24 protein-coding genes are annotated in these 22,653 nt (G+C 74.6%); 10 read left to right on the top strand and 14 right to left on the bottom strand.

The window, feature by feature from the left end; all coding sequences use genetic code 11:
• Window positions 1-2: 2 nt before the first annotated feature.
• The 8 genes from ACIQD7_RS17505 to ACIQD7_RS17470 all read right to left on the bottom strand — a co-directional run bounded on the left by ACIQD7_RS17505 (window position 3) and on the right by ACIQD7_RS17470 (window position 9,731).
• The gene (locus ACIQD7_RS17505; protein WP_121833281.1) at window positions 3-1,142 is read right to left on the bottom strand and encodes a GNAT family N-acetyltransferase; all 1,140 of its coding nucleotides are present in this window, start codon (window positions 1,140-1,142) and stop codon (window positions 3-5) included.
• A complete protein-coding gene (locus ACIQD7_RS17500; protein ID WP_402442549.1) occupies window positions 1,139-1,804 on the bottom strand; it encodes a lipopolysaccharide biosynthesis protein in 666 nt (221 codons plus the stop codon). Before ACIQD7_RS17500 ends, ACIQD7_RS17505 begins: the two co-directional genes overlap by 4 nt.
• A 14-nt stretch (window positions 1,805-1,818) precedes the next feature.
• Window positions 1,819-2,952 (bottom strand): glycosyltransferase, encoded by a 1,134-nt coding sequence (locus ACIQD7_RS17495; RefSeq protein WP_402442547.1) that lies wholly within the window; start codon window positions 2,950-2,952, stop codon window positions 1,819-1,821.
• The gene (locus ACIQD7_RS17490) at window positions 2,949-3,680 is read right to left on the bottom strand and encodes a polysaccharide deacetylase family protein (protein ID WP_402443269.1); all 732 of its coding nucleotides are present in this window, start codon (window positions 3,678-3,680) and stop codon (window positions 2,949-2,951) included. The genes ACIQD7_RS17495 and ACIQD7_RS17490 overlap by 4 nt, the downstream gene beginning before the upstream one ends.
• Window positions 3,649-5,349: a murein biosynthesis integral membrane protein MurJ gene (murJ, locus tag ACIQD7_RS17485; RefSeq protein WP_402442545.1), complete on the bottom strand. Its 1,701-nt coding sequence runs from the start codon at window positions 5,347-5,349 to the stop codon at window positions 3,649-3,651. Before murJ ends, ACIQD7_RS17490 begins: the two co-directional genes overlap by 32 nt.
• A gap of 445 nt (window positions 5,350-5,794) precedes the next feature.
• Entirely contained in the window at window positions 5,795-7,135 is a 1,341-nt protein-coding gene (locus ACIQD7_RS17480) for an O-antigen ligase family protein (RefSeq protein ID WP_402442543.1), read from the bottom strand.
• 2 nt (window positions 7,136-7,137) lie between these two features.
• On the bottom strand, window positions 7,138-8,598 hold the full coding sequence (locus ACIQD7_RS17475) for a sugar transferase (RefSeq protein WP_402442541.1): 1,461 nt from the start codon (window positions 8,596-8,598) through the stop codon (window positions 7,138-7,140).
• A complete protein-coding gene (locus ACIQD7_RS17470; protein ID WP_121832128.1) occupies window positions 8,595-9,731 on the bottom strand; it encodes a glycosyltransferase in 1,137 nt (378 codons plus the stop codon). The genes ACIQD7_RS17475 and ACIQD7_RS17470 overlap by 4 nt, the downstream gene beginning before the upstream one ends.
• 452 nt (window positions 9,732-10,183) lie before the next feature.
• Between ACIQD7_RS17470 and ACIQD7_RS17465 the strand changes: the two genes are divergently transcribed.
• Window positions 10,184-10,423: a chaplin gene (locus tag ACIQD7_RS17465; RefSeq protein ID WP_402442539.1), complete on the top strand. Its 240-nt coding sequence runs from the start codon at window positions 10,184-10,186 to the stop codon at window positions 10,421-10,423.
• 472 nt (window positions 10,424-10,895) lie between these two features.
• Window positions 10,896-11,177, top strand: coding sequence for a hypothetical protein (locus tag ACIQD7_RS17460; RefSeq protein WP_030217143.1), 282 nt, complete (start codon window positions 10,896-10,898; stop codon window positions 11,175-11,177).
• A gap of 524 nt (window positions 11,178-11,701) precedes the next feature.
• Here ACIQD7_RS17460 and ACIQD7_RS17455 read toward each other — a convergent pair.
• On the bottom strand, window positions 11,702-12,226 hold the full coding sequence (locus ACIQD7_RS17455; protein ID WP_402442537.1) for a hypothetical protein: 525 nt from the start codon (window positions 12,224-12,226) through the stop codon (window positions 11,702-11,704).
• Between the two features lie 206 nt (window positions 12,227-12,432).
• Here ACIQD7_RS17455 and ACIQD7_RS17450 point away from each other — a divergent pair, with 206 nt between their 5' ends.
• Window positions 12,433-12,909, top strand: a complete 477-nt coding sequence (locus ACIQD7_RS17450; RefSeq protein WP_402442535.1) for a hypothetical protein — start codon at window positions 12,433-12,435, stop codon at window positions 12,907-12,909.
• 312 nt (window positions 12,910-13,221) lie between these two features.
• Complete coding sequence (locus tag ACIQD7_RS17445; protein ID WP_121832135.1) at window positions 13,222-13,503, top strand: chaplin; 282 nt, start codon at window positions 13,222-13,224, stop codon at window positions 13,501-13,503.
• A 105-nt stretch (window positions 13,504-13,608) separates the two neighbouring features.
• Here the strand turns inward: ACIQD7_RS17445 and ACIQD7_RS17440 are convergent, their stop codons facing one another.
• Window positions 13,609-14,475: a tyrosinase family protein gene (locus ACIQD7_RS17440; protein WP_402442534.1), complete on the bottom strand. Its 867-nt coding sequence runs from the start codon at window positions 14,473-14,475 to the stop codon at window positions 13,609-13,611.
• Complete coding sequence (locus ACIQD7_RS17435; RefSeq protein ID WP_401418936.1) at window positions 14,459-14,875, bottom strand: tyrosinase family oxidase copper chaperone; 417 nt, start codon at window positions 14,873-14,875, stop codon at window positions 14,459-14,461. The genes ACIQD7_RS17440 and ACIQD7_RS17435 overlap by 17 nt, the downstream gene beginning before the upstream one ends.
• Window positions 14,876-15,050: 175 nt before the next feature.
• On the opposite strand from ACIQD7_RS17435, the gene ACIQD7_RS17430 reads away from it, so the two are divergent.
• Genes ACIQD7_RS17430 through ACIQD7_RS17415 form a run of 4 tightly spaced genes read left to right on the top strand, consistent with a single transcriptional unit; the run spans window position 15,051 to window position 18,184 of the window.
• A complete protein-coding gene (locus ACIQD7_RS17430; protein ID WP_202527370.1) occupies window positions 15,051-15,554 on the top strand; it encodes a DUF5949 family protein in 504 nt (167 codons plus the stop codon).
• Window positions 15,555-15,584: 30 nt separating this feature from the next.
• Window positions 15,585-16,232 (top strand): vitamin K epoxide reductase family protein, encoded by a 648-nt coding sequence (locus tag ACIQD7_RS17425; RefSeq protein ID WP_121832142.1) that lies wholly within the window; start codon window positions 15,585-15,587, stop codon window positions 16,230-16,232.
• Window position 16,233: 1 nt separating this feature from the next.
• Window positions 16,234-17,229 (top strand): glycoside hydrolase family 26 protein, encoded by a 996-nt coding sequence (locus tag ACIQD7_RS17420; RefSeq protein WP_402442531.1) that lies wholly within the window; start codon window positions 16,234-16,236, stop codon window positions 17,227-17,229.
• A 22-nt stretch (window positions 17,230-17,251) separates the two neighbouring features.
• Entirely contained in the window at window positions 17,252-18,184 is a 933-nt protein-coding gene (locus ACIQD7_RS17415; RefSeq protein WP_402442530.1) for a hypothetical protein, read from the top strand.
• A 6-nt stretch (window positions 18,185-18,190) separates the two neighbouring features.
• Here the strand turns inward: ACIQD7_RS17415 and ACIQD7_RS17410 are convergent, their stop codons facing one another.
• Window positions 18,191-18,796, bottom strand: a complete 606-nt coding sequence (locus ACIQD7_RS17410) for a TetR/AcrR family transcriptional regulator (protein WP_121832148.1) — start codon at window positions 18,794-18,796, stop codon at window positions 18,191-18,193.
• Between the two features lie 17 nt (window positions 18,797-18,813).
• A complete protein-coding gene (locus ACIQD7_RS17405) occupies window positions 18,814-19,500 on the bottom strand; it encodes a hemolysin III family protein (RefSeq protein WP_402442528.1) in 687 nt (228 codons plus the stop codon).
• 195 nt (window positions 19,501-19,695) lie between these two features.
• On the opposite strand from ACIQD7_RS17405, the gene ACIQD7_RS17400 reads away from it, so the two are divergent.
• Both ACIQD7_RS17400 and ACIQD7_RS17395 read left to right on the top strand, forming a co-directional pair.
• Window positions 19,696-21,519 (top strand): phosphoenolpyruvate carboxykinase (GTP), encoded by a 1,824-nt coding sequence (locus ACIQD7_RS17400; protein ID WP_402442526.1) that lies wholly within the window; start codon window positions 19,696-19,698, stop codon window positions 21,517-21,519.
• A 175-nt stretch (window positions 21,520-21,694) separates the two neighbouring features.
• Window positions 21,695-22,117, top strand: coding sequence for a hypothetical protein (locus ACIQD7_RS17395; protein ID WP_402442524.1), 423 nt, complete (start codon window positions 21,695-21,697; stop codon window positions 22,115-22,117).
• 66 nt (window positions 22,118-22,183) lie between these two features.
• Here ACIQD7_RS17395 and ACIQD7_RS17390 read toward each other — a convergent pair whose 3' ends face one another.
• The gene (locus ACIQD7_RS17390; RefSeq protein WP_121832156.1) at window positions 22,184-22,579 is read right to left on the bottom strand and encodes a hypothetical protein; all 396 of its coding nucleotides are present in this window, start codon (window positions 22,577-22,579) and stop codon (window positions 22,184-22,186) included.
• Window positions 22,580-22,653: the final 74 nt, after the last annotated feature.

The raw sequence follows: 22,653 nt of genomic DNA, 5'->3' as shown, positions 1-22,653 counted from the left end.
GCTCATCCGCCGCCGTGGGGCGGGCGCCCCTTGACCCGGTCGAGCGCCCGCCCCGCCCAGGCCCGTTCCCGCGCCTGGCGAGCCGCCCAGCTCCGCGCGCCGGCCGCGCCCGCGCGGAGCCAGAGCAGCGGGGCCGTACCGGGCCCGGCGAGGAGCAGCCGGCGGTTGCGCACGGGCTCCGGACGCCAGTGCTGCTTGTACGGTTCGCTGCCCCGCAACATGCTCAGCGTGGCCCGCCCGCCCGCACTGGTCTCGCGGGCCCCGTGCCGCAGCAGCATCGTCGCCACGTCGACCTTGCGGGCCCGCAGCTCGGGGTCGGCCCCGTACAGGTAACCGCCGGCCAGGCGCGGCGACATCAGGGTCAGGTCGGCGGCGACCACGTCCCCGGCCAGCCGGAACTCGGTGACCATCGCGTCCCCCCGCTCCACCATGGGCCGCACGGCCCGGTTCAGGTGCTGGGCGAAGCGCTCGCTGGTGTGCTCGGCGGTGACGCCCCGCCCCTGCCACTGGAGCCGGTGCAGCGCCAGGAGCCGGTCCAGGGCGGCCGGAACCTCCTCGCCGGTCACCACGCGCGCGTCGATGCCGAGCGCGTCCAGCTTCCGCAGCTTGGCCCGCACCCGCTGGGCCTTCCCGGAGGGGATCCGTTCGAGCAGGCCCTCCATCGGGACGGCGGGCAGCTCCAGGCACAGCGAGTCGGGCAGCCGTCGGCGCGGCCCCCGCCAGTGCGCGAAGACCCGCTCGCCGGCCGCGCCGGGCCGGACCTCCCGCAGGTCCACCACCGCGCCCCGGGCGGCCCGCGCGACCGCCCGGGCCAGCGCGGGGGCCGCCTCCGGGCAGCCGTCGTCGAGGAGCACGTCCGTGAAGTCGGTGATCGAGCCGCCGAGCAGGGTGAGCACGGGCAGCGGACCCCGGACCCGCGTCAGGGGCGCGGCGGCGACCAGCGCGCCGTCCCCGCGCCGTACGAGCACCACCCGCAGCGCACCGGGCCGCCCGTACGAGAGCCACCAGGAGTGCAGCCAGGAGTGGGACTGGAAGGGGGTGGCGGAGGAGCAGCGGCCGTACAGCGCCGTCCACTCGGCCGCGAGCCGCCCGAACCCCTCCTCGTCACGGCAGACCTCCGTCCGCAGGGCGCCCGCGCTCACACCGTCTCCGGCTGGTGCGCGGCCGCCGCCGGGGCGGGCACCGAGGTCCCGGCCCGGCGGGAGCGGCGGGACTCGCCGCGCGCGGCGGGGCGCTTCGGGCGGACGAGCAGGCCCAGGCCGCCGAGCAGACCGCCCGCGCAGCCGCCGACGAGCGCGGAGAGCGGCGCGGACGGGGAGACCGGGTCGACGGGCTTCGTGGCGCGGGAGAACTGCACGACCTTCACGCCCGTGCTGGCCGCCACGTGCGAGCTGTCGAGGATGAGCGCGCGGGCCACCCCGTCGGCCATGGACACGGCCTTCGACGGCCGCTCGGCCCGTGCGGTGATCGAGATCATCGGGGCGTCCGGGGAGGTCTCCGCCGTCACCTTCTTCCGCAGCGTCGCGGCGGTCACCCCGGCCCACACCTGGGCGTCGCCGGTCACCGCGATGTCGGTGGCGACCCGCCCGTACGCCTGGGCGAAGCCGAGCGCCCCCGCCGGGTCGGACTTCCCGGCCGGTACGACGATGACGTAGCTGGTCGCCGCGTACTCCGGGGTCTTCAGGGCCCCGTAGCCGCCGCCGAGCACGGCCCCGGCGAGGACGGCGGCGGGCAGCACGGCCCAGCGGCCGGGGAGGCGGAGCCCGGCGGACGGGAAGGCGCGGGACGGTGTGGTGGTCTTCATGGGTCGGGCTTCTCTCAGTTCACGCGGGTCGATGGGGTGGGGACGGCCTGGTCGTAGAGGGACAGCAACTGCCGTGCGCTGCGCGCGATGTCGTAGTGGCGGGCGGCCTCCGGCACCGGGAGCCGGGCGGGCCGGGCCTCCCCGAGGTCGCGGAGGGCGGCGGCCAGCCCGGGGGCGCCCCCGCCGGTCCGGCGCGCACCCGGGGCCGCGTCCGCCGGCAGGTCCTCGATCGCCGGGCAGGCCGCGTACAGGACGGGGAGGCCCGCCGCGAGCGCCTCGACGACCGCGAGCCCGAAGGCCTCGTCGGGGGAGGCGGAGACGAAGACGTCCATCGCGGCGAGCAGCCCGGGCAGCGAGGGCCCGGCCGACCCGGCGAGCGGCGGGTCCTCGCACGCCCCGGGGAGCAGCACCCGGTCGGCCGCCCCGAGCGCGCGGGCGAGCCGCAGCAGCTCCGCCCGCTCGCCGCCCTCCCCGACGAGCAGCAGCCGGGCCTCCGGGACCGCCGCCACCGCCCGTACGAGCAGGTCGAAGCGCTTCCCGGGGGCCAGCCGCCCCACCCCGCCGACGACGTACGCGTCCTCGGGGAGGCCGAGCGCCGCCCGGGTCCGGCGGCGGGCGTCCGGGTCGAAGGCGAACCGGGCGGTCTCGATGCCGTTCGGCACCACCCGGATGCGCTCCTCGGGCACCCCCCAGTCCGCGAGCCGGCGGGCCACGCTGGGCGAGACGGCGACCGTGGAGGTGCCGAGCCGCTCGGACGCCAGGTACAGGGCGCGGGTGCCCGCCGACAGCGGCCGGCCCTCGATCTGGTGCTCGCCGAGCGAGTGCTCGGTGGCGACGATCCGGCGCACCCCGGCGATCCTGGCCGCCGTCCTGCCGTACACGCACGCCCGGTACAGATGCGTGTGCACGAGGTCGTAGCGGCCCTGCCGGACGATCCGGGCGAGCCGGGGGAGCGCCCCGAGGTCGCGGTTGCCGGTCATGCCGAGGTGGGTGACGGGGGTGCCGTCCGCCTCGATGCCCGCGGCGACCGCGCCCGGGTTGGTGAGCGTCACCACCCGCCCCTGGACGGGGAGGTGGCGCAGCAGGAGCCGCAGCTGCTGCTCGGCGCCGCCGATGCCGAGCCCGGTGATGACGTGCAGGACCCTCATCGCGCGCCCACCACGGCCGGGCCGTACGCGACGGGGACCTCCAGGTCGTCGGGCCGGCGGCGGCGCAGCGGGTGCAGCAGGCGCTTGGCGGCGAGCCGCCAGGAGGTGTCGTTCTCGCCGATGTGGATCCGGGGCAGGGCGTACGCGCCGGTGTACGGGCCCGGGTCGATCGCGCAGGCGTAGCGGTAGCCGGCCCGGCGCACGGCCCGCATCGCGCGCGGGTCGACCCGCCCGTACGGGTAGCAGAAGCCCTCCACCGGACGGCCCGTCATCTCCTCCAGGAGCTCGCGGCTGCGCCGGGTCTCGGCGGCGAGCGTCCGGTCGTCGGCCTCGGGCAGCGCCACGTGCGTCAGGCCGTGCGAGCCGATCTCCATCCCGGAGCGGGAGATCCGCCGGATCTCCGCCCCGGAGAGCAGCCGCTTGCGCGGACCGGCCGCGTCCCAGCCGTTCTCGCCGCCGAGCCGGCCCGGCAGGACGTACACCGTGGCCGTGAAGCCGTGCCGCCGGAGCAGCGGCAGCGCCGAGTCGACGAAGTCGGCGTAGCCGTCGTCGAAGGTCAGGCCCACCAGGCCCTTGGCGCGGCCCTCGGCGGTGGCGGCGAGCAGCTCCCGCACCGACACCCCGCGCAGCCCCCGGTCGCCCAGCCAGCGCAGCTGCCGGGCGAAGCGCGCCGGGGAGACGGTCACCCGGTACGGATCATCGGCGGCGTCCGCGATCGAGTGGTACATCGCCACCCACAGGGGCGCCCTCCCTCGCGGGGGCAGGGTGTTTCGCGGGAGCAGGCTCCCCGGCGGAGGAAGGCTCCCACGCCGGGTTCGCAGGGGCGGCTTCGGCAGCAGACGGCTCAGCGCGGTGACGGCGGGCATGGGGGGTCCTCCGATAGGCGGAGCGGGGCAGGGACGGAAGGCCGGACGCCTCGGGGGCGCAGGCGAGGAGGAGCAGGAAGACGCCGCCGACGGCGAGGGCGGCGACGGCGACGGCGAGCACGGCGGGGCCGATCGCGACCGAGCAGAGCCAGCCGGCCCCGGTGGCGGCCGCGCCGGCGGCGGCGAGCCGGAGCAGACCCGTGCCGAGCCGGCCGGCCCGGACCGGGACGGACTGGCGGTGCGCGCCCCGCAGGAGCAGGACGGCGGTCAGGGTGATGCCCAGCGCGTTCGCGGCGGCGATGCCGACCGCGCCCCAGTACTGGGCGCCGGGCACGCCCGCGACACCGGTCGCGACGAGCCCGGCGCCCATGGCGGCGGCCGGGTACCAGAGCGGGCGGGCGGCGGAGAAGTAGCAGCGGACCAGGGCGCCGACCATCGTCTGGCCCAGCAGGCCGAGGGCGTACACCCGCATGACGGCGGCGGTCGCGGTGGTGTCCGCCCCGCCGAACTCCCCCCGCTCGAAGAGGATCTCGACGATCCGGGGGGCGGCGGCGATCACCGTCGCGGCGCCCAGGAGCACGACGACGGCGGCGAGCAGCAGGTCCCGTTCGACCCGGTGGCGGGCCGTCTCCTCGTCGCCCGCCGCGAGGGCGCGGGCGACCACCGGGAAGCTGACCGTGCACAGCATCAGGGAGAGGATCATCGGCATCTGCGCGACCTTCTGCGCGTAGTTCAGGTGCGAGATGGCCCCGGCGGGCAGCGGCGAGGCGAGGAAGCGCTCGATCAGCGTCTGGGACTGGCGGCACAGCGAGAACGCGACGACCGGGGCGATCAGGCCGAGCACCAGGATCCGGCCGTCCTGCCCGCCCCGGGACGCCCGGGGCCGGAGCCGGGGCGGGGGCGGCGGGGGTACGGCCCCGGAGCGCAGCTCCCGTACGAGGGAGGGCGCCTGGACGAGCACCATCAGGACCCCGCCGACCGCGACCCCGACGGCGGCCGACCGCACCCCCCAGGGCTCGCGCAGGACCAGGATCGTGCCGATGATCCCCACGTTGTACGCCGTGTAGATCATGGCCGGCGGCAGGAAGCGGCCGTGCGCCCGCAGCGCGGCCGAGCAGTAGCCGACCAGGGCGAAGGAGAGCACGCAGGTCGCGGTGAGCCGCGTGCAGTCGACCGCGAGCGCCGGGTCGGGGAGGCCGGGCGCGAGGGCCGTGACGATCAGCGGGGCGGCGACGACGAGGAGGACGGCGGCGAGCCCCACGGTGAGGGTGAGCCGGGGGAGCGTCCCGCGCACGAGCGCCCGCACCGGGTCGTCGAGCGCGCCGTCGCCGCGCCGGGCCAGGGCCCGGGAGAACGCGGGCACCAGGATCAGCGCCATGGCGTCCTCGATGAGCAGCGTCGAGGCGAACTCGGGCACCGTCCACGCCACCAGGAACGCGTCGGTGGCGGCCCCGGCCCCGAAGTACCCGGCCAGGATCTGGTCCCGTACGAGCCCGAGCACCGCCCCGACGGCGGTGAGCCCGGCCGTCACGGCCGCCGCCTTCGCCAGGAACCCCCGGCCCTGCGCCTCCCCGGCCCGCGCCCGGCGGCCACGCGCGCGCGTCCGTGCGTGGGCCCGGCGGCCGGGGCGGGGGGCCGGGGGCGGTGTCGTCGTCGGCGGCGGTGCGGAAGTCGCGGGCGAGGGCGTGGCTGCGGGCGTGGAAGTGGACGAGCTCGTGGCTGTGGTCGTGGTCGTGGTCGTGCTCCCGGACCGGCTCCGTACGGCCACAGGCCGGGCCCCGGCGAGGCCGCCCGCGGGTGCGGCGGCCCCCGGGGCCCACGGGGAGTCCGTGGGGCTCAGGGGCGAGGCCGACCAGGGGTCGGCCAGGGGGGTGCCGCACGGCCGTCGGGGCGACCACGGCGCGGGGCGCGGCCCGTCGGACCGTGACGGGTCCGCGGGTCCCGCGTCCGTGGGCTCGGGTTCCCCGGCCCACGGGTCACGCACGTCTCGCCCCCACCAGCGACCACCAGGCCGCCAGGCCGAGCACGACCGACATCAGGACCGTCGAGGGCCCGCCGATGTCGGCGTAGAAGAAGTCGACGAGCTGCCAGACGAGCAGGCCGGTGGCGACGAGCGCGCAGTCCGCGCCCGAAACGGGCTTGGAACCGGGACCGGAGTTGACGCGGCAGCCCCGCAGCGCGCCCACCAGCAGCGCCGACCAGCTGCCGACCAGGGCGAGCAGCCCCAGCAGGCCCTGCTCGCTCAGGACCAGCAGGTACATGTTGTGCGGGGAGAGCAGCGGCTGCCGCTGGAAGGCGGCGCCCGCGCCCGCCGTGTCGCTGCCCGAGGACAGCGCGACCGAGGCGTGCGCGTCGCGGTACTGCGGGAAGCCCTTCAGGCCGACGCCGGTGAGCGGCTCCGCGCGCCACATCTCCCCGGCCGCCGCCCACATCGTGTACCGGTCGGTCACCGACTGGTCCGGCGCCGCCGTCACCCGCGTGATGCTGGCGACCCGCTGCTCCACCAGGTCCGAGCCGATCCCGAGGCCGCCGACGAGGACCACCCCGAGCGCCCCCGCCGCGAGCCCGACCCGCACCGCCCGGAGCGGCCCCGCCAGGACCAGCTGAAGCGCGCAGGCGAGCACGGTCGCGATCCACGCGCCCCGGCTGAAGGAGAGGACCAGCGGGAGGAACAGCAGCCCCGCGCAGACCAGGGCGGCCGTCCGGGCCCGCCCCGGACCGCTGCCGAGCGCGATCCCGGTGACGACGACCAGACCGTACGAGACGACGGTCGCCATGCCCATCACGTCGGTGGCGCCGAAGGTGCCGACCGCCCGGATGTCCTCGCCCTGGTACGAGGCGCCCGTGCCGGTCAGGTACTGGGCGACGCCCACCGCGCCCTGGAGCAGCGCCAGCCCGACCAGGGTCCAGGCGACCACGGCGAAGTCCCGCCGGTCGCGGACCGTCAGGAGGACGGCCGCCGGGACCAGGACGAAGACCTGCACGTAGCGGGCGACGCCCGGCAGGCTCGACGCCGGGTCGTTCGAGGTGATCGCGGCCAGACAGATCCCGAGGACCGGGAGGCCGAGGACGACGGCCGCCGTGCGGGTCAGCGGCCGGGCCCCGCCGCGCACCACCCGCACCAGGCAGATCAGGACGAGCAGCCCGGAGGCCGCGTCCGCGACCGTGCCCGTGCCGCCGGTGCCGCCCTGCGCCCCGCCGCCGCCCGGGACGAGCAGCAGCGCGATCACGGCGAGGACCGGGGCGAGCGCCCCGGCCCTGCGGAGCCGGTCCCGCGCCGCCGGGCCGGCCACGGGCGGCGTCGCGGCCGTGGCCATCCTCAGCTCCCCGTGGGTCGGACGAGCTCGGCGGCCGTGCGCAGCAGGATGCAGACGTCCTGCCACAGCGACCAGTGGTCGATGTAGTGGTTGTCGAAGCGGCAGCGGTCCTCGATCGAGGTGTCGCCGCGCAGCCCGTGCACCTGGGCGAGCCCGGTGAGCCCCACCGGCATCCGGTGGCGGGCCGCGTAACCGGCGTGGATCTTGCTGAACTGGGCGACGAAGTACGGGCGTTCCGGCCGGGGCCCGACCAGGCTCATGTCGCCGCGCAGCACGTTCCACAGCTGCGGCAGCTCGTCCAGGGAGGACTTCCGCAGGAAGCTCCCGGCCGCGCTCATCCGCCGGTCGCCCGCCACGTTCCAGCGGGTCGCCGACTCGGTGTCGTCCGAGGGGCGGAGCGTACGGAACTTGAGCAGCGTGAAGTGGCGCCCGTGCTGGCCCACCCGCTCCTGCCGGAAGAGGATCCCGGGGCCGTCCGAGAGGCGCACGGCCAGCGCGCAGAGCAGCAGCACGGGCAGCGCGAGCAGCAGCGCGGGGGCGGCGAGGACGATGTCGAGGGCCCGCTTGGCGGTCAGGCCGCGCCGCTCGTCCAGCGGGACGATCCGGTGCCAGGCGTACCCCCACATGTGCTCGCCCATCGGGCCGTCCTGGTGCCGGCCGCCGACCCGCCAGGTGGTGCAGCCGTACTGCTGGAAGAGCGTCACCAGACCCGGGTCGTCGTCGAGGAACACCGCGTCGCGCACGGTGTTCTGGATGACGGCCCGGTGGATCTCCTCGGTCGTGGTGAGCACCGGGAGCCCGGCCTCCCCGGCCGTCCGGGTGCCGCCCTGCTCCGGCACGCCGACGATCCCGACCGGCAGCACCCCGTACTCGGGGTGCTGGACGGCCGCCGCCGCGAACCGGCGCGCGTCCCCCGTCCCGCCGACGACCAGCGCCGACCGGGGGCGCGCCCGCGCCACCCGGCGCCGCCGCCCGATGACCAGGGCGCGGACCGCGCAGACGAGGAGGACGTGGACGGCGTACGCGGCGCACAGCCGCAGCGGTCCGATGGCCAGGTGCGGGGAGTGCGCGGCGACGCCCGCCGCCGCCAGGCACCAGGCGACCCCGGCGCGGGAGGCGAGCGCGGGCAGCTCGTCCAGGGCCCGGACGTGCGCGGCGGGCCGGTAGAGCCCGGCGTGCCCGTCGAGGACCAGGACGACCGCCAGGACCGGCAGGACGAGCCGGGCGTCGTGGTGCGCCGCGCTCAGGACCGAGGCGGCGGCGACGACCGCCAGCGCGTCGACCGCCACGAGCGGCGCGACCCCGGACCGCGGCCGGGACCGGGGGCGGCGGTGGCGCGGCAGCGCGAGCCGGCCGGAGGCGCGGCGGGGCGGCGCGAGGGAGGCGAGGCCGGAGGCCCGGCCCTGGTTCGCCGCGGGCCAGGGGCCCGGCGAGGAGGGGACGCTGGTGCTTTCCGTGGTCACTGTGCGATCGGCTCTCTGTGCTCGGCCCCCCGCACTCCGGCCAGCTCGCGGTAGACGTCCGCGACGGCCGCGCCGGTGCGCCGGACATCGAAACTGCTGAGTACGTGTTCGTGGGCCTCCCGGCCCAGGCGGTGCCGCAGCTCCGGCCTGCCGAGGAGGCGGCCGAGAGCGGCGGCGAGCGCGGCCGGGTCCTCGGGCGGGACCAGGCACAGGGGTTCGTGGGCGGGCGGCAGGCTCTCCCGGGCCCCGTCGACGTCGCTGACGACGACGGGCCGGCCGCTGGCCATGGCCTCCAGGGGCGCGAGCGCCATGCCCTCCCAGCGGGACGGCAGGACGACCACGTCGGCGGCCCGGTACCAGGGGACGGTGTCCCCGACGGCCCCGGCGAACCGCACCGAGGGTCCGGCGGCGGCCCGCAGGCCCTCCGCGTCCGGGCCGTCGCCGACCAGGACGAGCCGGGCGGCGGGCACCTCCGCGAGGACGGTGGGCCAGGCGGCGAGCAGGACGTCCTGCCCCTTCTGGCGGCAGAGCCGGCCCACGCAGACGACCGTGGGGGCCGGATTGCGGGGCGGGCCGTCGTTCGCGAACCGGGCGGTGTCCACGCCGTTGTGGACGACCGACCAGTCCGCCTCGACCCCGGCCGCCTCGCCGGTGCGCCGCTCGGCCTCGCTCACGCAGAGGATCCGGTCGGTCCAGCGGGCGCCGAAGCGCTCCCAGCGCCGGGCGAGCGCGGCGGTCGTCCCCCGGACCGCCTCGAAGGACCAGGCGTGCGGCTGGTACACCGTGGGGATCCGGCCCCGCAGGACGAGCCGGGCGCACAGCCCCGCCTTGGCGCTGTGCGCGTGCACGAGGTCGGGCTCGACCGCACGGACGAGGCGGGCCAGGGACGCGGTCTCGCGGACGAGGGCGGGACCCGGGTCGCGGCCGGCCCGCCAGTCGTGGACCTCGGCGCCCTCGGCGCGGACGGCGGCGGACAGGACGGTGCCGGGCGGGCAGGCGACCGCGACCCGCAGGCCGGCGGCGCGCTGGGCGCGGACGAGGTCCACGACGACGCGGGCGACCCCGCCGTCGCCGGGCTGGACCGCGTGCAGGACGGTGACGGACCCCGGGTCCGTGTCGAATGGTGACGTCACGTCAGCGCCGGACGTCCGCCCGGGCGGCCGACATGCCGCGGGGCACGGCAAGAACCGCTGAATTCCGCATACAGGTTCTCCGCTTTGATGAGAGGAGGAAGGGAAGACCCGCGAAGGCCGGGAGGGGAGAAGGTGTCGTCCGCACGAAATGGGTGAACGCGCGGCCGTCCCGGAAGCAACGTTCGGGAAAGTTATAACCCCGAAGCGGGGCGATAGTAAGCATGAGATGCCCGGTAGTGCTAACTCCCGTATCCACGTGGCCCGTTCCTCGTTGTGCGTGTTGCGCCATTCCGTACCCGGATGCCACCGGGCCCCCCTTTCGGCCCAAACGACGGCCGGACGTCACCCGTTCGGGAGAGCAACCGATGGAAATCGGGGGCGTTGTTGAAGGAGTCGGGCCGACCAGTCCGCGCAGTCCGATCCGTATGAATTCGATCGAGGAGTACTTCTCCATGTCCCGTATCGCCAAGGCCGTTGTCCTGTCCATGGGTGCCGCCGCCGCCGTCGCCGGTACCGCCGGTGCCGCCGTCGCCGACGCCGGCGCCGAGGCTGCGGCCGTGAAGTCCCCCGGTGTCCTCTCCGGCAACATCGCGCAGGTCCCGGTCCACATCCCGGTCAACGTCTGCGGCAACACCGTCAACGTCATCGGCGTGCTGAACCCCGCCTTCGGCAACACCTGCGCCAACGTCTGATCCGGCACGCCTGATCGGTCCTTTCGAGGCCGGTGCGCCCGCTTCCCGCGAGGGAGGGGCGCACCGGCTTTTCGTTTGTCGTCATGGGCCGTCATGGGTGCTCATGGGCCGGCACTCGCTCGGGCGCACTCCCGCGCGCCGCCCGGTGCAACGGCGTACGCCCCTTTCCGGAGCAGGGCGCGAGGGGGGATTCACCCGAACGGATGCGTGGCGCTCCGTAGTTCCATGGTCGCGGAGGGCTATGGCCGCAGGCCTCGCGGGGTGACGGCCGACCGGGCCGCGGGGAGGGGGGAACGCGTGTGCGGTCGGCAAATAGCACCGGTCTCATCGATCGGGTGCAGTGTCGAGAAATCCTTCCTCCCGGAGTTTCCGGAAAGCGGACTTCTCGTTACAGAAGGAGAACGACGCACAGGATTCCCCCAAGAACCCTGTGCGAGAAGTGACTTGAAAGCACATCGGAAGGATTCACCCCATGAAGCCCACCAAGGTCGCCGCGGTCGTCGCCGGTTCGCTGATGGCCCTGGGTGCCGCCGCGCCCGCCATGGCCACGGAGGCGCTCACCCCCACCAGCCTGAACGGCGGCCTGGAGGCGATCGCGGCCAACGGTCTGAAGACGGACGTGCTGAGCAGCACCACGGAGGGCTCCCCGGTGAAGACCGTGACGGACACGGCGACCCAGCTGAACGAGACCACCAAGGGCGCGCCGCTGCTCGGCGGCCTCCCGCTCCCCGCCGGCCTTCCGCTGGGCGGCTGACCCCACATCAGTACGGGCTGCCCCCACGGGCATTCCGGAGGCCTTCGCGCCCCGTTCCCCACGGTCGGCTGATCGAATGATTTTCAGATCATCTGCCGTGTGGCCCATGCTCCACGCCCCGCTCCGGCTCCTACTCTCTCGCCAGTCCCACGCGCACGTCGGTGGGTACCAGGCCGGTCGGAGCGAGGGGGGAGCCTCGTCGGCCTCTCCTTTTCTCAGAGGAAGAGCGGTATGCGGTCCATCATCAGCAGGAAAGTACTCACCGCGGCGGCAGCGACCGGAATCCTGTCGCTGAGCGGCGGATTCGCCCTTGCCGCGAGCTCCCACCCCGGCGCGGGCGACGGACCGGGCCCGGGTGCGGCCGGCCACGTCCAGGGTCCCCTGACGGCGGACGTCTGCGGCAGGATCGCGGAGAAGGGCGCCGCCGCCGCGGCGGCCGTCGGGCACCTCTGCGGCCACGCGGGAGGCCAGAACGACGGCTACGGCCAGGACGACGGCGGTTACGGCGGGGACGACGACGGCGGTTACGGCGAGGAGCCCTCGCACCCGCCGACGAAGCCGCCCACCACCCCGCCGACGAAGCCGCCGACCACTCCGCCGACGACTCCGCCGACGACGCCTCCCACCACTCCGCCGACGACTCCCCCCACCACCCCGCCCACGACGCCGCCGACCACTCCGCCCACCACACCCCCCACGACGCCTCCCACGACGCCGCCGACCACGCCCCCCACCACCCCGCCGACGACGCCTCCCACGACGCCGCCGACCACCCCGCCGACCACTCCGCCGACGAAGCCTCCCACGACGCCGCCGACGAAGCCCCCGACCACTCCGCCGACGAAGCCGCCGACGACACCTCCCACCACGCCGCCGACGACTCCGCCGACCACCCCTCCCACCACTCCGCCGCCGACGACGACCACGCCGCCGACGACGCCTCCCACCACCCCGCCGACGAAGCCCCCCACCACCCCGCCGCAGCTCCCCGAGACCGGTAGCGAGCCGGCGCTCATGGGGGCGGCCGCGGTCAGCGCCGCGCTCGTCATCGGCGGTGCCGTGGTCTACGCCCGCGCCGGACGACGGTTCGCGCGCCGGCACTGACCCCCGTACGGACACCGCGTCAACCGAGGCCCCCGCCTTCACCGGTGGGGGCCTCGCGCGTTGCTGCACACAGGGGAAACCCGCCACGTTCTCCCCGAGACCTCGTTGTCAGAACATGAATCCGCGTTCTCACGCCGGCATGGGTCTCCTCATGACCGCACTCGCCTCCGCCGCCCTGGCCGCGCCGGCCTCCGCCGTCGAGGCGCCGGTGATCGTCCCGCTCGAAGGGCTCGAGCCCGTCCTCCCCATGGACGCTCCCACGGTGGCCACCGGCGTTCCCGTCCCGGTGCCCGGCGCCCCCACCGGCTTCCAGGAGGGCACCGGGACCCTGCCCGGCGTCACCCTGCCCGCCGTGCCGCTCGCCGGCACCCTCCCGAAGACCGTGGTGGACGCCCCGCTGTCCGAGCTGCTGCGCGGCAGCGAGCCCGGCCACGCCCTCCTCACCACCCCGCACTCGGAGATGGCGGCGACCACCCCGGGGGCCACCGTCGGAAACCCGATGGAAGCGCCCCGCGGCAACGGCCTCGACGGGCTGCCCGACCTCACCCTGCCGCGCGTCGGCCTGCTCGCCCCGGCGCTGAGCGGCGCCCTGGACTCCCGGCTCGGCCTGGCGCCCGAGGGGCACTGACCGGGCGGGTGCAGGGACGATTCTTCCCGGCACCCGTCACCCGGCGCCCCTCACTTGGCACCCGTCGTCCCCCACCCGTCACCCGGTGGGCCGTCGATCGTTGCAAGAGAAGGCTCGTCGCATGGCCGAGGCCCGCGGACCGATTCCGTCCCGTCGTATCCGGCGGCGGACGGAATTCCGGTCCGCGGGCCATTTTTTCCTTTTTCCTCTTCCCGTTCGGCCCAATGGCCGTGACCCGTACCGCCGACCGGCGTTGAACCGGCATGACGGCCGTGATTCCTGCGGTCGCTTTCCACGTCCAAGGAGTTCTTGATGTCTCGCATCGCGAAGGCTGCCGCTGTTCTCGCCGGCACGGGTGCCGTTGCCCTCAGCGGAGCCGGCCTGGCCGTCGCCGACTCGGGCGCCGAGGCCGTCGCCGCCCACTCGCCCGGTGTCGCCTCCGGCAACGTCCTGCAGGTCCCGGTCCACGTCCCGGTCAACCTCTGCGGCAACACCGTCAACGTCATCGGTCTGCTGAACCCGGCGTTCGGCAACACCTGCATCAACGCCGACGGCGGCGAGGACCGCGAGGACGACGGCGGCTACGGCGGCTGATCCCTCTCGCTCCACGCGCGTGTCCCCCCGGCCCGACAGGACCGGGGGGACACGCGCGTACGGGCCCGGGTGCGGGGACCCGCGTGCGGACCCGGGCGGGACGGCTCAGGCGTACCGGTAGATCCGGCTGTGGTCGAACATCGAGGCCGGGGTCACCCCCCAGGGCGCCATCGGCTGGTGCCGGGCCACCACCTTGCGGTACTGGGCGTCGCCCAGCGGCGGCGGCTCCGCCGGCAGGTAGGCGGACCGGGGGTTCCGCTGCTGCCAGCGCGACCAGACCAGGTCCACGAAGGCGTGGTGCAGCCAGAAGACCGGATCGTTCACCGAGCCGCCGCCGAGCATCAGGCCGCCGACCCAGCGGTGCACCCGGTTGTGGATCCGGAACCGGTCGTTGCCCTGCCCCGGCGACCAGCCTTCGAGGCGGTTGCGGAAGCCGGACGGGCTCGTCGAGTTCCAGGGCGTCACGTCGTACACCCGTTCCCGCAGCACCTCCTCCAGCTGGGCCTGGGTGGGGAGCGTGATCGGGTCCCGGGGGCGCCCGAAGTCCCTGGTCAGGAAACGGCCTTCGGACATCGACTGGGTGACGGTCCAGCGGCCGGAGGAGTGCGCGAAGGGGCCGGTCATCACCTGGAGGTCGGACCGGCGCCCGTTGCCGCCCATGAAGTCCTCGCCCCAGATCGACGAGGCCGGGCTGTTGTCCCGGGTCCAGTCCCAGTAAGGGACGGTCACCGAGGGGTTGATCCGGCGCAGCGCCGTCTCGAACTCCAGCAGGAACTTCCGGTGCCAGGGCAGGAAGCTCGGCGTCATGTGCGCGATCCGCAGCCTGCCCTCCCCGTCGGCCACGTAGTGGTCGATGTGGGTGCGGACGAAGCGGTCGTACGCCCCGCTGCGCTTGAGCTCCAGGACGGCGGCGACGAACGCGCGGCGTTCGGCGGCGGTCAGGTCGCGCTGGTTCTTACGCGTGTACACCACGCGGACTCCCTCCCGTCGGGTCCGTGGGGACGCCGTGGGCGCCCGCGAGGGGGGAGAGCGGGGCGGTGCCCAGCTCGTCCACGGCCGCGCGGACCGCCGCCAGGGGCGTCGGGCAGGACCCGTAGTGGTCGATCGGGGTGACGTAGCCGCCGTCGGCACAGCGCATCAGGTGCAGCGGGCGGCCGTCGACGAGGGCGGCCGGTTCGCCGCCGGGGCCGGAGAAGCCCAGGATGTGGCGGCCCCCGTACATCTCGTCGAAGGCGTGCGGGTCTTCGGCCCGCGGGTCGTCCGGCCCTCCGTCCGGGGCGCGGAGCGCGACGCGGCCGAGGGCACCGCCCGTGAAGGCGGTGACGGCCAGGGCGAAGAGGGACCGCAGTGCGAAGCGGCGCGAGACGATCATCAGTGGTCTCCAGATGGTCGGCTGGGGGTCCCCCGCCGCGGGTTAGGGGGAGCCCTCAGGGGCACAACGATGAAAACCCGGGTTCGTTGCGGCGGAAATGCCAGCGGCGTGAATGTCGGCCGTTCGGGTGAAAGGGGCGTGGGGAACGGGCGGTTGGAGCACTAGCATCCGATTCATGACCACTTCCAACGTCGTTTCCTCGGCCCGCAGCGCCTCTCCGCTGGGAACCCTCACGGTGATCCCGTGGTCCAGCGAGCCCACCGCCGAGTCGGCGGGCACGCCGTTCCTGATGGCGTACTCGCTCGGCGACGGCCGGGACGGCCCGGAGGCCGGTCAGCAGGCGATGCGGGCGGCCCTGGAGGCCATGGGCCTCTCGGTCGGCGACCGGCTCTTCGACCTGGAGACGGACACCGGGATCAACGCCTCGCTGCTCGTCGAGGGCGGCTCGGCCGTGCTCGCCCTGCCCTTCCTGAAGGTGCAGTGCCCGGTGCCGGACGAGTGGCAGGCGGCCGCCCGCGAGAGCGGCAAGGCGTATCTGATCTGCTCGGTGCGGCCCTGGCCCGAGGCGGTTCCCGGCCGGCCCGTCGACGAGGCGCGGCTGCGGGCCTTCGTGTCGGACGAGGAGATGCTCGCGGACAGCGCCCACGTCCTGCTGCCGGTCCGCCGCGTCCAGGGCTGAGCGGGAAGAACCGGGAAGAGGGGTCGCGCCATGGCGACGGTGGACGTACGCGGCGGGGTGCCGGGCCAGCGGCGCCAGGAGGCGCCCCGGGAGGCCGGCGGCCCGGTCGGGGCGGGCCGGGCCCTCGCCTGGCTCCTGGTGGTCACCGGCGCGGCGGGCGCCCTGGCCGGCTGGGTGATCACGCTCGACAAGTTCAAGCTCCTGGAGGACCCCGGCTTCACCCCCGGGTGCAGCCTGAACCCGGTGGTCTCCTGCGGCAGCGTCATGAAGAGCGAGCAGGCGGCGGTGTTCGGGTTCCCCAACCCGATGCTGGGGCTCGTCACGTACGCCGTCGTCGTCGCGATCGGGGCCGGGCTGCTGGCCGGGGCCCGCTACCGGGGCTGGTTCTGGCTCGGCCTGAACGCCGGGACCCTCTTCGGGGTCGGCTTCTGCACCTGGCTGATGCACCAGTCGCTGTACGAGATCAACGCGCTCTGCCTGTGGTGCTGTCTGGCCTGGGCCGCGACGATCCTGATGTTCTGGTCCGTCACCGCGCACAACGTCCGGACCGGGGTGCTGCCCGCGCCGGCGGGGGTGCGGACCTTCTTCGGCGAGTTCGCCTTCGCCCCGCCGCTGCTGCACGTCGGGATCGTCGGGATGCTGATCCTGACGCGGTGGTGGGACTTCTGGACGAGCTGACGTGAGCCGCTCCTCTCTTCGGCCGCGGGCCGCACTGACCGTGCTGTTCGCGGCCGTTCTCGTCCTCTTCCCGTCGTCCGACCGGCTCGCGCCCGGCGGGCGGCACGCCGGGGAGCGGCCGCCGGAGGTGCCCTCGGGCTTCTTCACCGGCTCGGACGAGGCGGGGGTGCGCCGGATCGCCCAGGTGCAGGCCTGGCTCGGCGGCGGGGCGCTGACCGTCGGGCACACGTACCTGCCGGGGGACCGCTGGTCCAACATCGAGGGGCATCCGGCGCTGTTCGGGCCGTGGGCGCGCTGGAAGGAGGAGCGGCCGGGGCGGCTCTTCGTGCTCAACGTGCCGCTGCTCGACCGCAGCGAGGCGGGCCTGCCGGACGCCGAGGTGCGGGAGGGGCTGCGGCGGGGTGCGGAGGGCGCGTACGACGGGCACTTCCGGGCCCTGGGGGAGCGGCTGGTGGAACACCGGCTCGGGGACGCGGTCCTGGTCCTGGGCTGGGAGATGAACGGCACCACGTACAGCCACCGCTGCGGCCCGGACCCGGAGGCGTGGAAGGCGTACTGGCGGCGGACGGTGGAGGTGCTGCGGGCGGTGCCGGGACAGCGCTTCCGCTTCGACTTCACGCCGAGCCGGGGGCGCGACGCCGTGCCGTGGCCGCTCTGCTACCCCGGGGACGACGTCGTCGACATCATCGGCATGGACGCCTACGACCAGCCCGAGGGCCTCTCCTTCGAGGACCAGGTGAACGAGGAGTACGGCCTCGCCCACCACGTCCGCTTCGCGGCGGAACACGGCAAGCCCGTCTCGTACCCGGAGTGGGGCCTCTTCCGCAACGGCGACAACCCGGCGTACGTCCGCGGGATGCTCGACTGGTTCACCGTCCACCGCCCGGTCTACCAGACGGTGACGGACTACTGCCCGCACGGGGTGTGGGAGTGCCCGGACAATCCGGAGTCGGCGCGGGTGGTCAGGGGGGCGTTGGGAGCGCGGGGCCGCCCTTAGAGGCCCGTCTATCGTTCTCGACATGCGACGCACGGATGTCTTCGGGGACGACGGCGCCTGGACGGGGCTGGTCCTGGAGGTGGAGTCCCGGCGGCGGCCCGGACTGTGCCTGTTCGCCGCCGAGGGACGGCTGCTGCTCGCCCAGGGGGAGCGGCCGGTGCTGCTGGCCTCCGTCGACGACGACCACTGCGGGGTCGAGTTCCGGCGCACCGACGCCTACCGCTCCGTCGTTCCGCCGGTGCGGGCCGCGGCCGCGCGGGAGGCGGTCGGGCGGCCGGACCGGTGGGCGTACCGCTTCGCGGAACACCTGGCGGGGGCGCCGGGCGGGCCGCTGCACGACGGGCGGTGGCTGCTCTCGCGCGAGAGCCCGCTGCTGCGCTGGAACCACGGGAACCGGTCGGCCTCCGCGTACTGGGGCGAGATGATCGTCGAGGGTCATCCCGACGGGTACGTCGACTGGTTCGTCCACGACGGCTCGTGGGAGATCCTGCCGCTGCGGCCGATGCCGGACCACCGCGACGCACGGGTCAAGGCGTACCGCAAGCAGGCCCGTGACGGGGTCCTTCCGCCCGTCCTGCTGTGGTGGGTCAGCGGTCTGGACTGCCATGTGGTCCTGGACGGCCACGCCCGGCTGGCCGCCGCGGTCGCCGAGTCGGTTGCGCCCCCGCTGCTGCACCTGCACCGCACCGCGCCCGGTGACGAGGTGGCGGCGGGGACGGGGCGGGCGGTGGAGGAGTACGAGGCGGAGTTGGCGCGGTTCGCGGAGCTGCGCGTGCGGCACGGTGCCGCCGTTCCCGACGGGGCCGGGATCGCGGGGGCCTCGCTGGTCCGCCGTCTCGCGGAGCTGCGCACGGGGGCGCGGCCCACCTGGGCCTGGCCGCTGCCCGGCGGGCGGGACGGGTGGAGCCGTATCGCCCGTGAGGTGGCGGGCGGGGAGGGCGGCCCGTCGGCGTGACCGGCGTCAGGGCAGGGCCGGGCCGCCCTTGAGGGTGTCGAGGGTGCGGTCGAGGAGGGGGAGGAGGTCGGTGGTGCGGTCGTGTTCGGCCCAGTAGGCGGTCGTTTCGCGGAGGGCGCCGAGGACGGCGGCGGTGAAGACGCGGACCTCCAGGGCGTCGGGGGCGCGGCCGGTGCGGGCGGCGAGGACGCGGGTGAGGCGGCGGCCGGTCTCGGTGGTGGTCTCGGTGAGGCGGGCGCGCACGGCGGGGATCTCGACCATGAGGCGGGCGCGCAGCCGGGTCTCCTCCGGCTGTTCGGCGAAGGCGGTGCGGACCGCTTCGAGGAGGACCGCGCGCAGGGATTCCAGGGGGTCCTCGCCGGCGGGGCGGGCGCGGAGCCGGGCTTCGAGGAGGGCGTCGTCCTCGTCGGTGAGGAGGATGTCCTCGCGGACCGGGAAGTAGCGGGCGACGGTCGAGGGGGAGACCTCGGCCGCCGCCGCGATCCGGTCGGTGGTGGCGGCCTCCCAGCCGTGCTCGGCGGCGAGCCGGTAGGCGGCCTTCCGGATCGCCGCGCGGGTCTTCGCCTTCTTGCGCTCGCGCAGGCTGGGACGGGTGGGGGCATCGGCGGCCATGCCGCCATTCTTCCAGGTCAGGCGTGCTGGTACGCGACCAGCGAGATGCCGACGTAGTGGACGATGAAGGCCGCCAGGGTCAGCGTGTGGAAGACCTCGTGGAAGCCGAACCAGCGCGGGGAGGGGTTCGGGCGCTTGATGCCGTAGATGATTCCGCCCGCGCTGTAGAGCAGGCCGCCGACGACGACCAGGACGAGGACGGCGATGCCGCCCGTGCGCAGGAAGTCGGGCAGGAAGAAGACGGCGGCCCAGCCCATCGCGATGTAGCAGGGGGTGTAGAGCCAGCGGGGCGCGCCGACCCAGAAGACGCGGAAGGCGATGCCGGCGAGGGCCGCCGCCCAGACCGCCCACAGGAGCGGCTTCGCCGTGGAGTCGGGGAGCAGGAGCAGGGTGAGCGGGGTGTAGGTGCCCGCGATGATCAGGAAGATGTTGGCGTGGTCGAGGCGCCGGAGGACGGCCTCGCCGCGCGGGCCCCAGGTGCCGCGGTGGTAGAGCGCGCTGATGCCGAAGAGCAGGCACGCGGTGAGGACGTAGATCCCGCAGGCGACGCGGGCGCGGGGCGAGTCGGAGAGGGCGACCAGGACCAGGCCCGCGACGATCACGGCGGGGAACATGCCCGCGTGCAGCCAGCCTCTCAGCATGGGCTTCAGCGGGAGCGCCGGGGCGGGGGCGGCCGGGGTCACGTCCGGTGCTGCTGCAGTCATGACGGAATCGTACCTACGGGCCCGTAGGTCCCGGATACGAGTGGCGATGCTCACGTGTGCGGCCCCCTGGACAGATGGGCGGATCCATCGGATGATCAAATGAGTGCGGTCGGCACCGGATGAGCAAGCTACGAAGCATCCGGGTCGTGGCCCCCACGGGGCAGACATCTAAAAAACCCCTCAAAAGGAGCAATCGTGGCGCGCGACAACGCGGCTCCCACCACCGTCCCCACCCAGCACCAGGAGCTCGTCTCCTGGGTGAACGAGATCGCCGAGATCACCCAGCCGGACAGCATCGTCTGGTGCGACGGCTCCGAGGCCGAGTACGAGCGCCTGTGCGAGGAGCTCGTCGCCAAGGGGACCTTCAAGAAGCTCGACCCGACCCTGCGCCCGAACTCCTACTACGCCGCCTCCGACCCCTCCGACGTCGCGCGCGTCGAGGACCGCACCTTCATCTGCTCCGAGAAGGAGGAGGACGCGGGCCCGACCAATCACTGGAAGGCCCCGGCGGAGATGAAGGCCATCTTCGCGGGCGAGGACGGCATCTTCCGCGGGTCGATGCGCGGCCGCACCATGTACGTCGTGCCCTTCTGCATGGGCCCGGTCGGCTCCCCGCTCTCCGCCATCGGCGTCGAGATCACCGACTCCGCGTACGTCGCCGTCTCCATGCGCACCATGACCCGCATGGGGCAGGCCGTCCTCGACGAGCTGGGCGACGACGGCTTCTTCGTCAAGGCCGTCCACACCCTCGGCGCCCCCCTCGCGGAGGGCGAGCAGGACGTCCCGTGGCCCTGCAACTCCACCAAGTACATCTCGCACTTCCCCGAGACCCGCGAGATCTGGTCGTACGGCTCCGGCTACGGCGGCAACGCCCTGCTCGGCAAGAAGTGCTACGCGCTCCGCATCGCCTCCGTCATGGCGCGTGACGAGGGCTGGCTCGCCGAGCACATGCTCATCCTGAAGCTCACCCCGCCGCAGGGAGAGGCCAAGTACGTCGCCGCCGCCTTCCCCTCGGCCTGCGGCAAGACCAACCTGGCCATGCTGGAGCCCACGATCTCCGGCTGGACCGTCGAGACCATCGGCGACGACATCGCCTGGATGCGCTTCGGCGAGGACGGTCGCCTGTACGCGATCAACCCCGAGGCCGGCTTCTTCGGCGTCGCGCCCGGCACCGGCGAGCACACCAACGCCAACGCCATGAAGACCCTCTGGGGCAACTCCGTCTTCACCAACGTCGCCCTCACCGACGACGGCGACGTGTGGTGGGAGGGCATGACCGAGGAGGCCCCGGCCCACCTCACGGACTGGAAGGGCAACGACTGGACGCCCGCGTCCGGGACGCCCGCCGCCCACCCCAACGCCCGCTTCACCGTCCCCGCCGGACAGTGTCCGACCATCGCGCCGGAGTGGGAGGACCCGAAGGGCGTGCCGATCTCGGCCATCCTCTTCGGCGGCCGCCGCGCCTCCGCCGTCCCGCTGGTCACCGAGTCCTTCGACTGGAACCACGGCGTCTTCCTCGGCGCGAACGTCGCCTCCGAGAAGACCGCCGCCGCCGAGGGCAAGGTCGGCGAGCTGCGCCGCGACCCCTTCGCCATGCTGCCGTTCTGCGGCTACAACATGGGCGACTACATGGCCCACTGGGTCAAGGTCGGGGCCGACGCGGACCAGGCGAAGCTGCCGAAGATCTACTACGTGAACTGGTTCCGCAAGAACGACGCCGGCAAGTTCGTCTGGCCCGGCTTCGGCGAGAACAGCCGCGTCCTCAAGTGGATCGTCGAGCGCCTCGACGGCAAGGCCGAGGGCGTCGAGACCCCGATCGGCATCCTGCCGACCGCGGAGTCCCTCGACACCGACGGCCTGGACCTGCCGGCCGAGGACCTGGAGTTCCTGCTCAAGGTCGACCGTGACGTGTGGCGCGAGGAGGCCGCCCTCGTCCCCGACCACCTCAACACCTTCGGCGACCACACGCCGAAGGAACTGTGGGACGAGTACCGCGCGCTCGTGGAGCGCCTCGGCTGATCCCGCACCCCGAACTCGTGGTGGGTTGCCCCGAAATTCCGCCCTGACCAGTGGGGTCACGACGGCCCACCACGATCCGCCCGGCCCCCGGAGCCCCCTCAGGCTCCGGGGGCCGGCGCATGGGCCCCGACCGGAGCGGGAGGTACCGTGAGCCCGTCGTGAGGGGGGTGGCCGCGTGCCGCGCTGGGTGATCGTGCTGCTGGTGGCGACGGGTGCGCTGGTCGTGCTCGTGCCGGTCGGAGGCATCGCCGCGTACATCTACGCGGTCGGGGAGAACCACAAGGACCTGAGGTTCCCGTCCGAGGACGTGACGGTGGCACGGTGCGCCCTCGACCCGGCCACCGGGCGGCCGGTGGCGGAGCTGTCGGTCACCAGCCGGGCCGCCCGCGAGGGCACCTACCGGGTGACGGTGGAGTTCCTGGACGAGGGCGGGAAGGCGGTCGACCGGGGGACCGGGACCGTCGGGGACCTCGCGGTCGGCGCGACCGGCCGGACGGTGGCGAAGGGCGCGAAGGCGTACGGGGGCGGCGCGCCGGTGTGCGTCGTGGAGTACGCGGAGTTCGAGTCGACCGTACCCGTGGCGACCGCCACCGGGTGAACGCGTCCCCGCGCGGGGGTGGTTGGCACCCGGTCCGCGCGGTTCGTGCCGCGCGGACCGGGGCCGTCAGGGGGCGGCGACCAGGGCGGGTTCCCCGGCCAGTGCCGCGGTGTGCGCGTCCATCCGCTCGGCGGAGAGGATCGCGGCGGCCGTGTCGGCCCGGGAGGCGGCGACGACCAGGGCGCGGCCCGCGAGGGCGTGCGCCTTCGTGTGCAGCTCCCGCGCGGACGAGCCGCTCAGGGCCGCGTGCCGTGCGGGCGGTGCGCCGCGCAGCCGCGCCACCTGCCGGGCGATGAGCTCGCCGGCCTCCGTGTCGCCCAGCTCGTCGGTGACGGCGAGCAGGGCCGCGAGGTGTCCGGCGAGCTGGATGTCCAGCTCCTCCTCGCGGGAGCGGTGCGGGTACGCGTCGTGGTCGTCGTCGGCCATCCGGTGGACCGACTTGGTGCGGATCGGTTCGTACATGGGACGGCCTCCTGAGGTGCTCTGGAGCCATCCTAGCTTAGATTCAGTCTAAAGTTGAGCGAGGTCCGGGAGTG

The organism is Streptomyces sp. NPDC093071 (assembly GCF_044754545.1).
Classification (GTDB): domain Bacteria; phylum Actinomycetota; class Actinomycetes; order Streptomycetales; family Streptomycetaceae; genus Streptomyces.
This window is presented reverse-complemented; position numbering and strand designations above follow the sequence as displayed.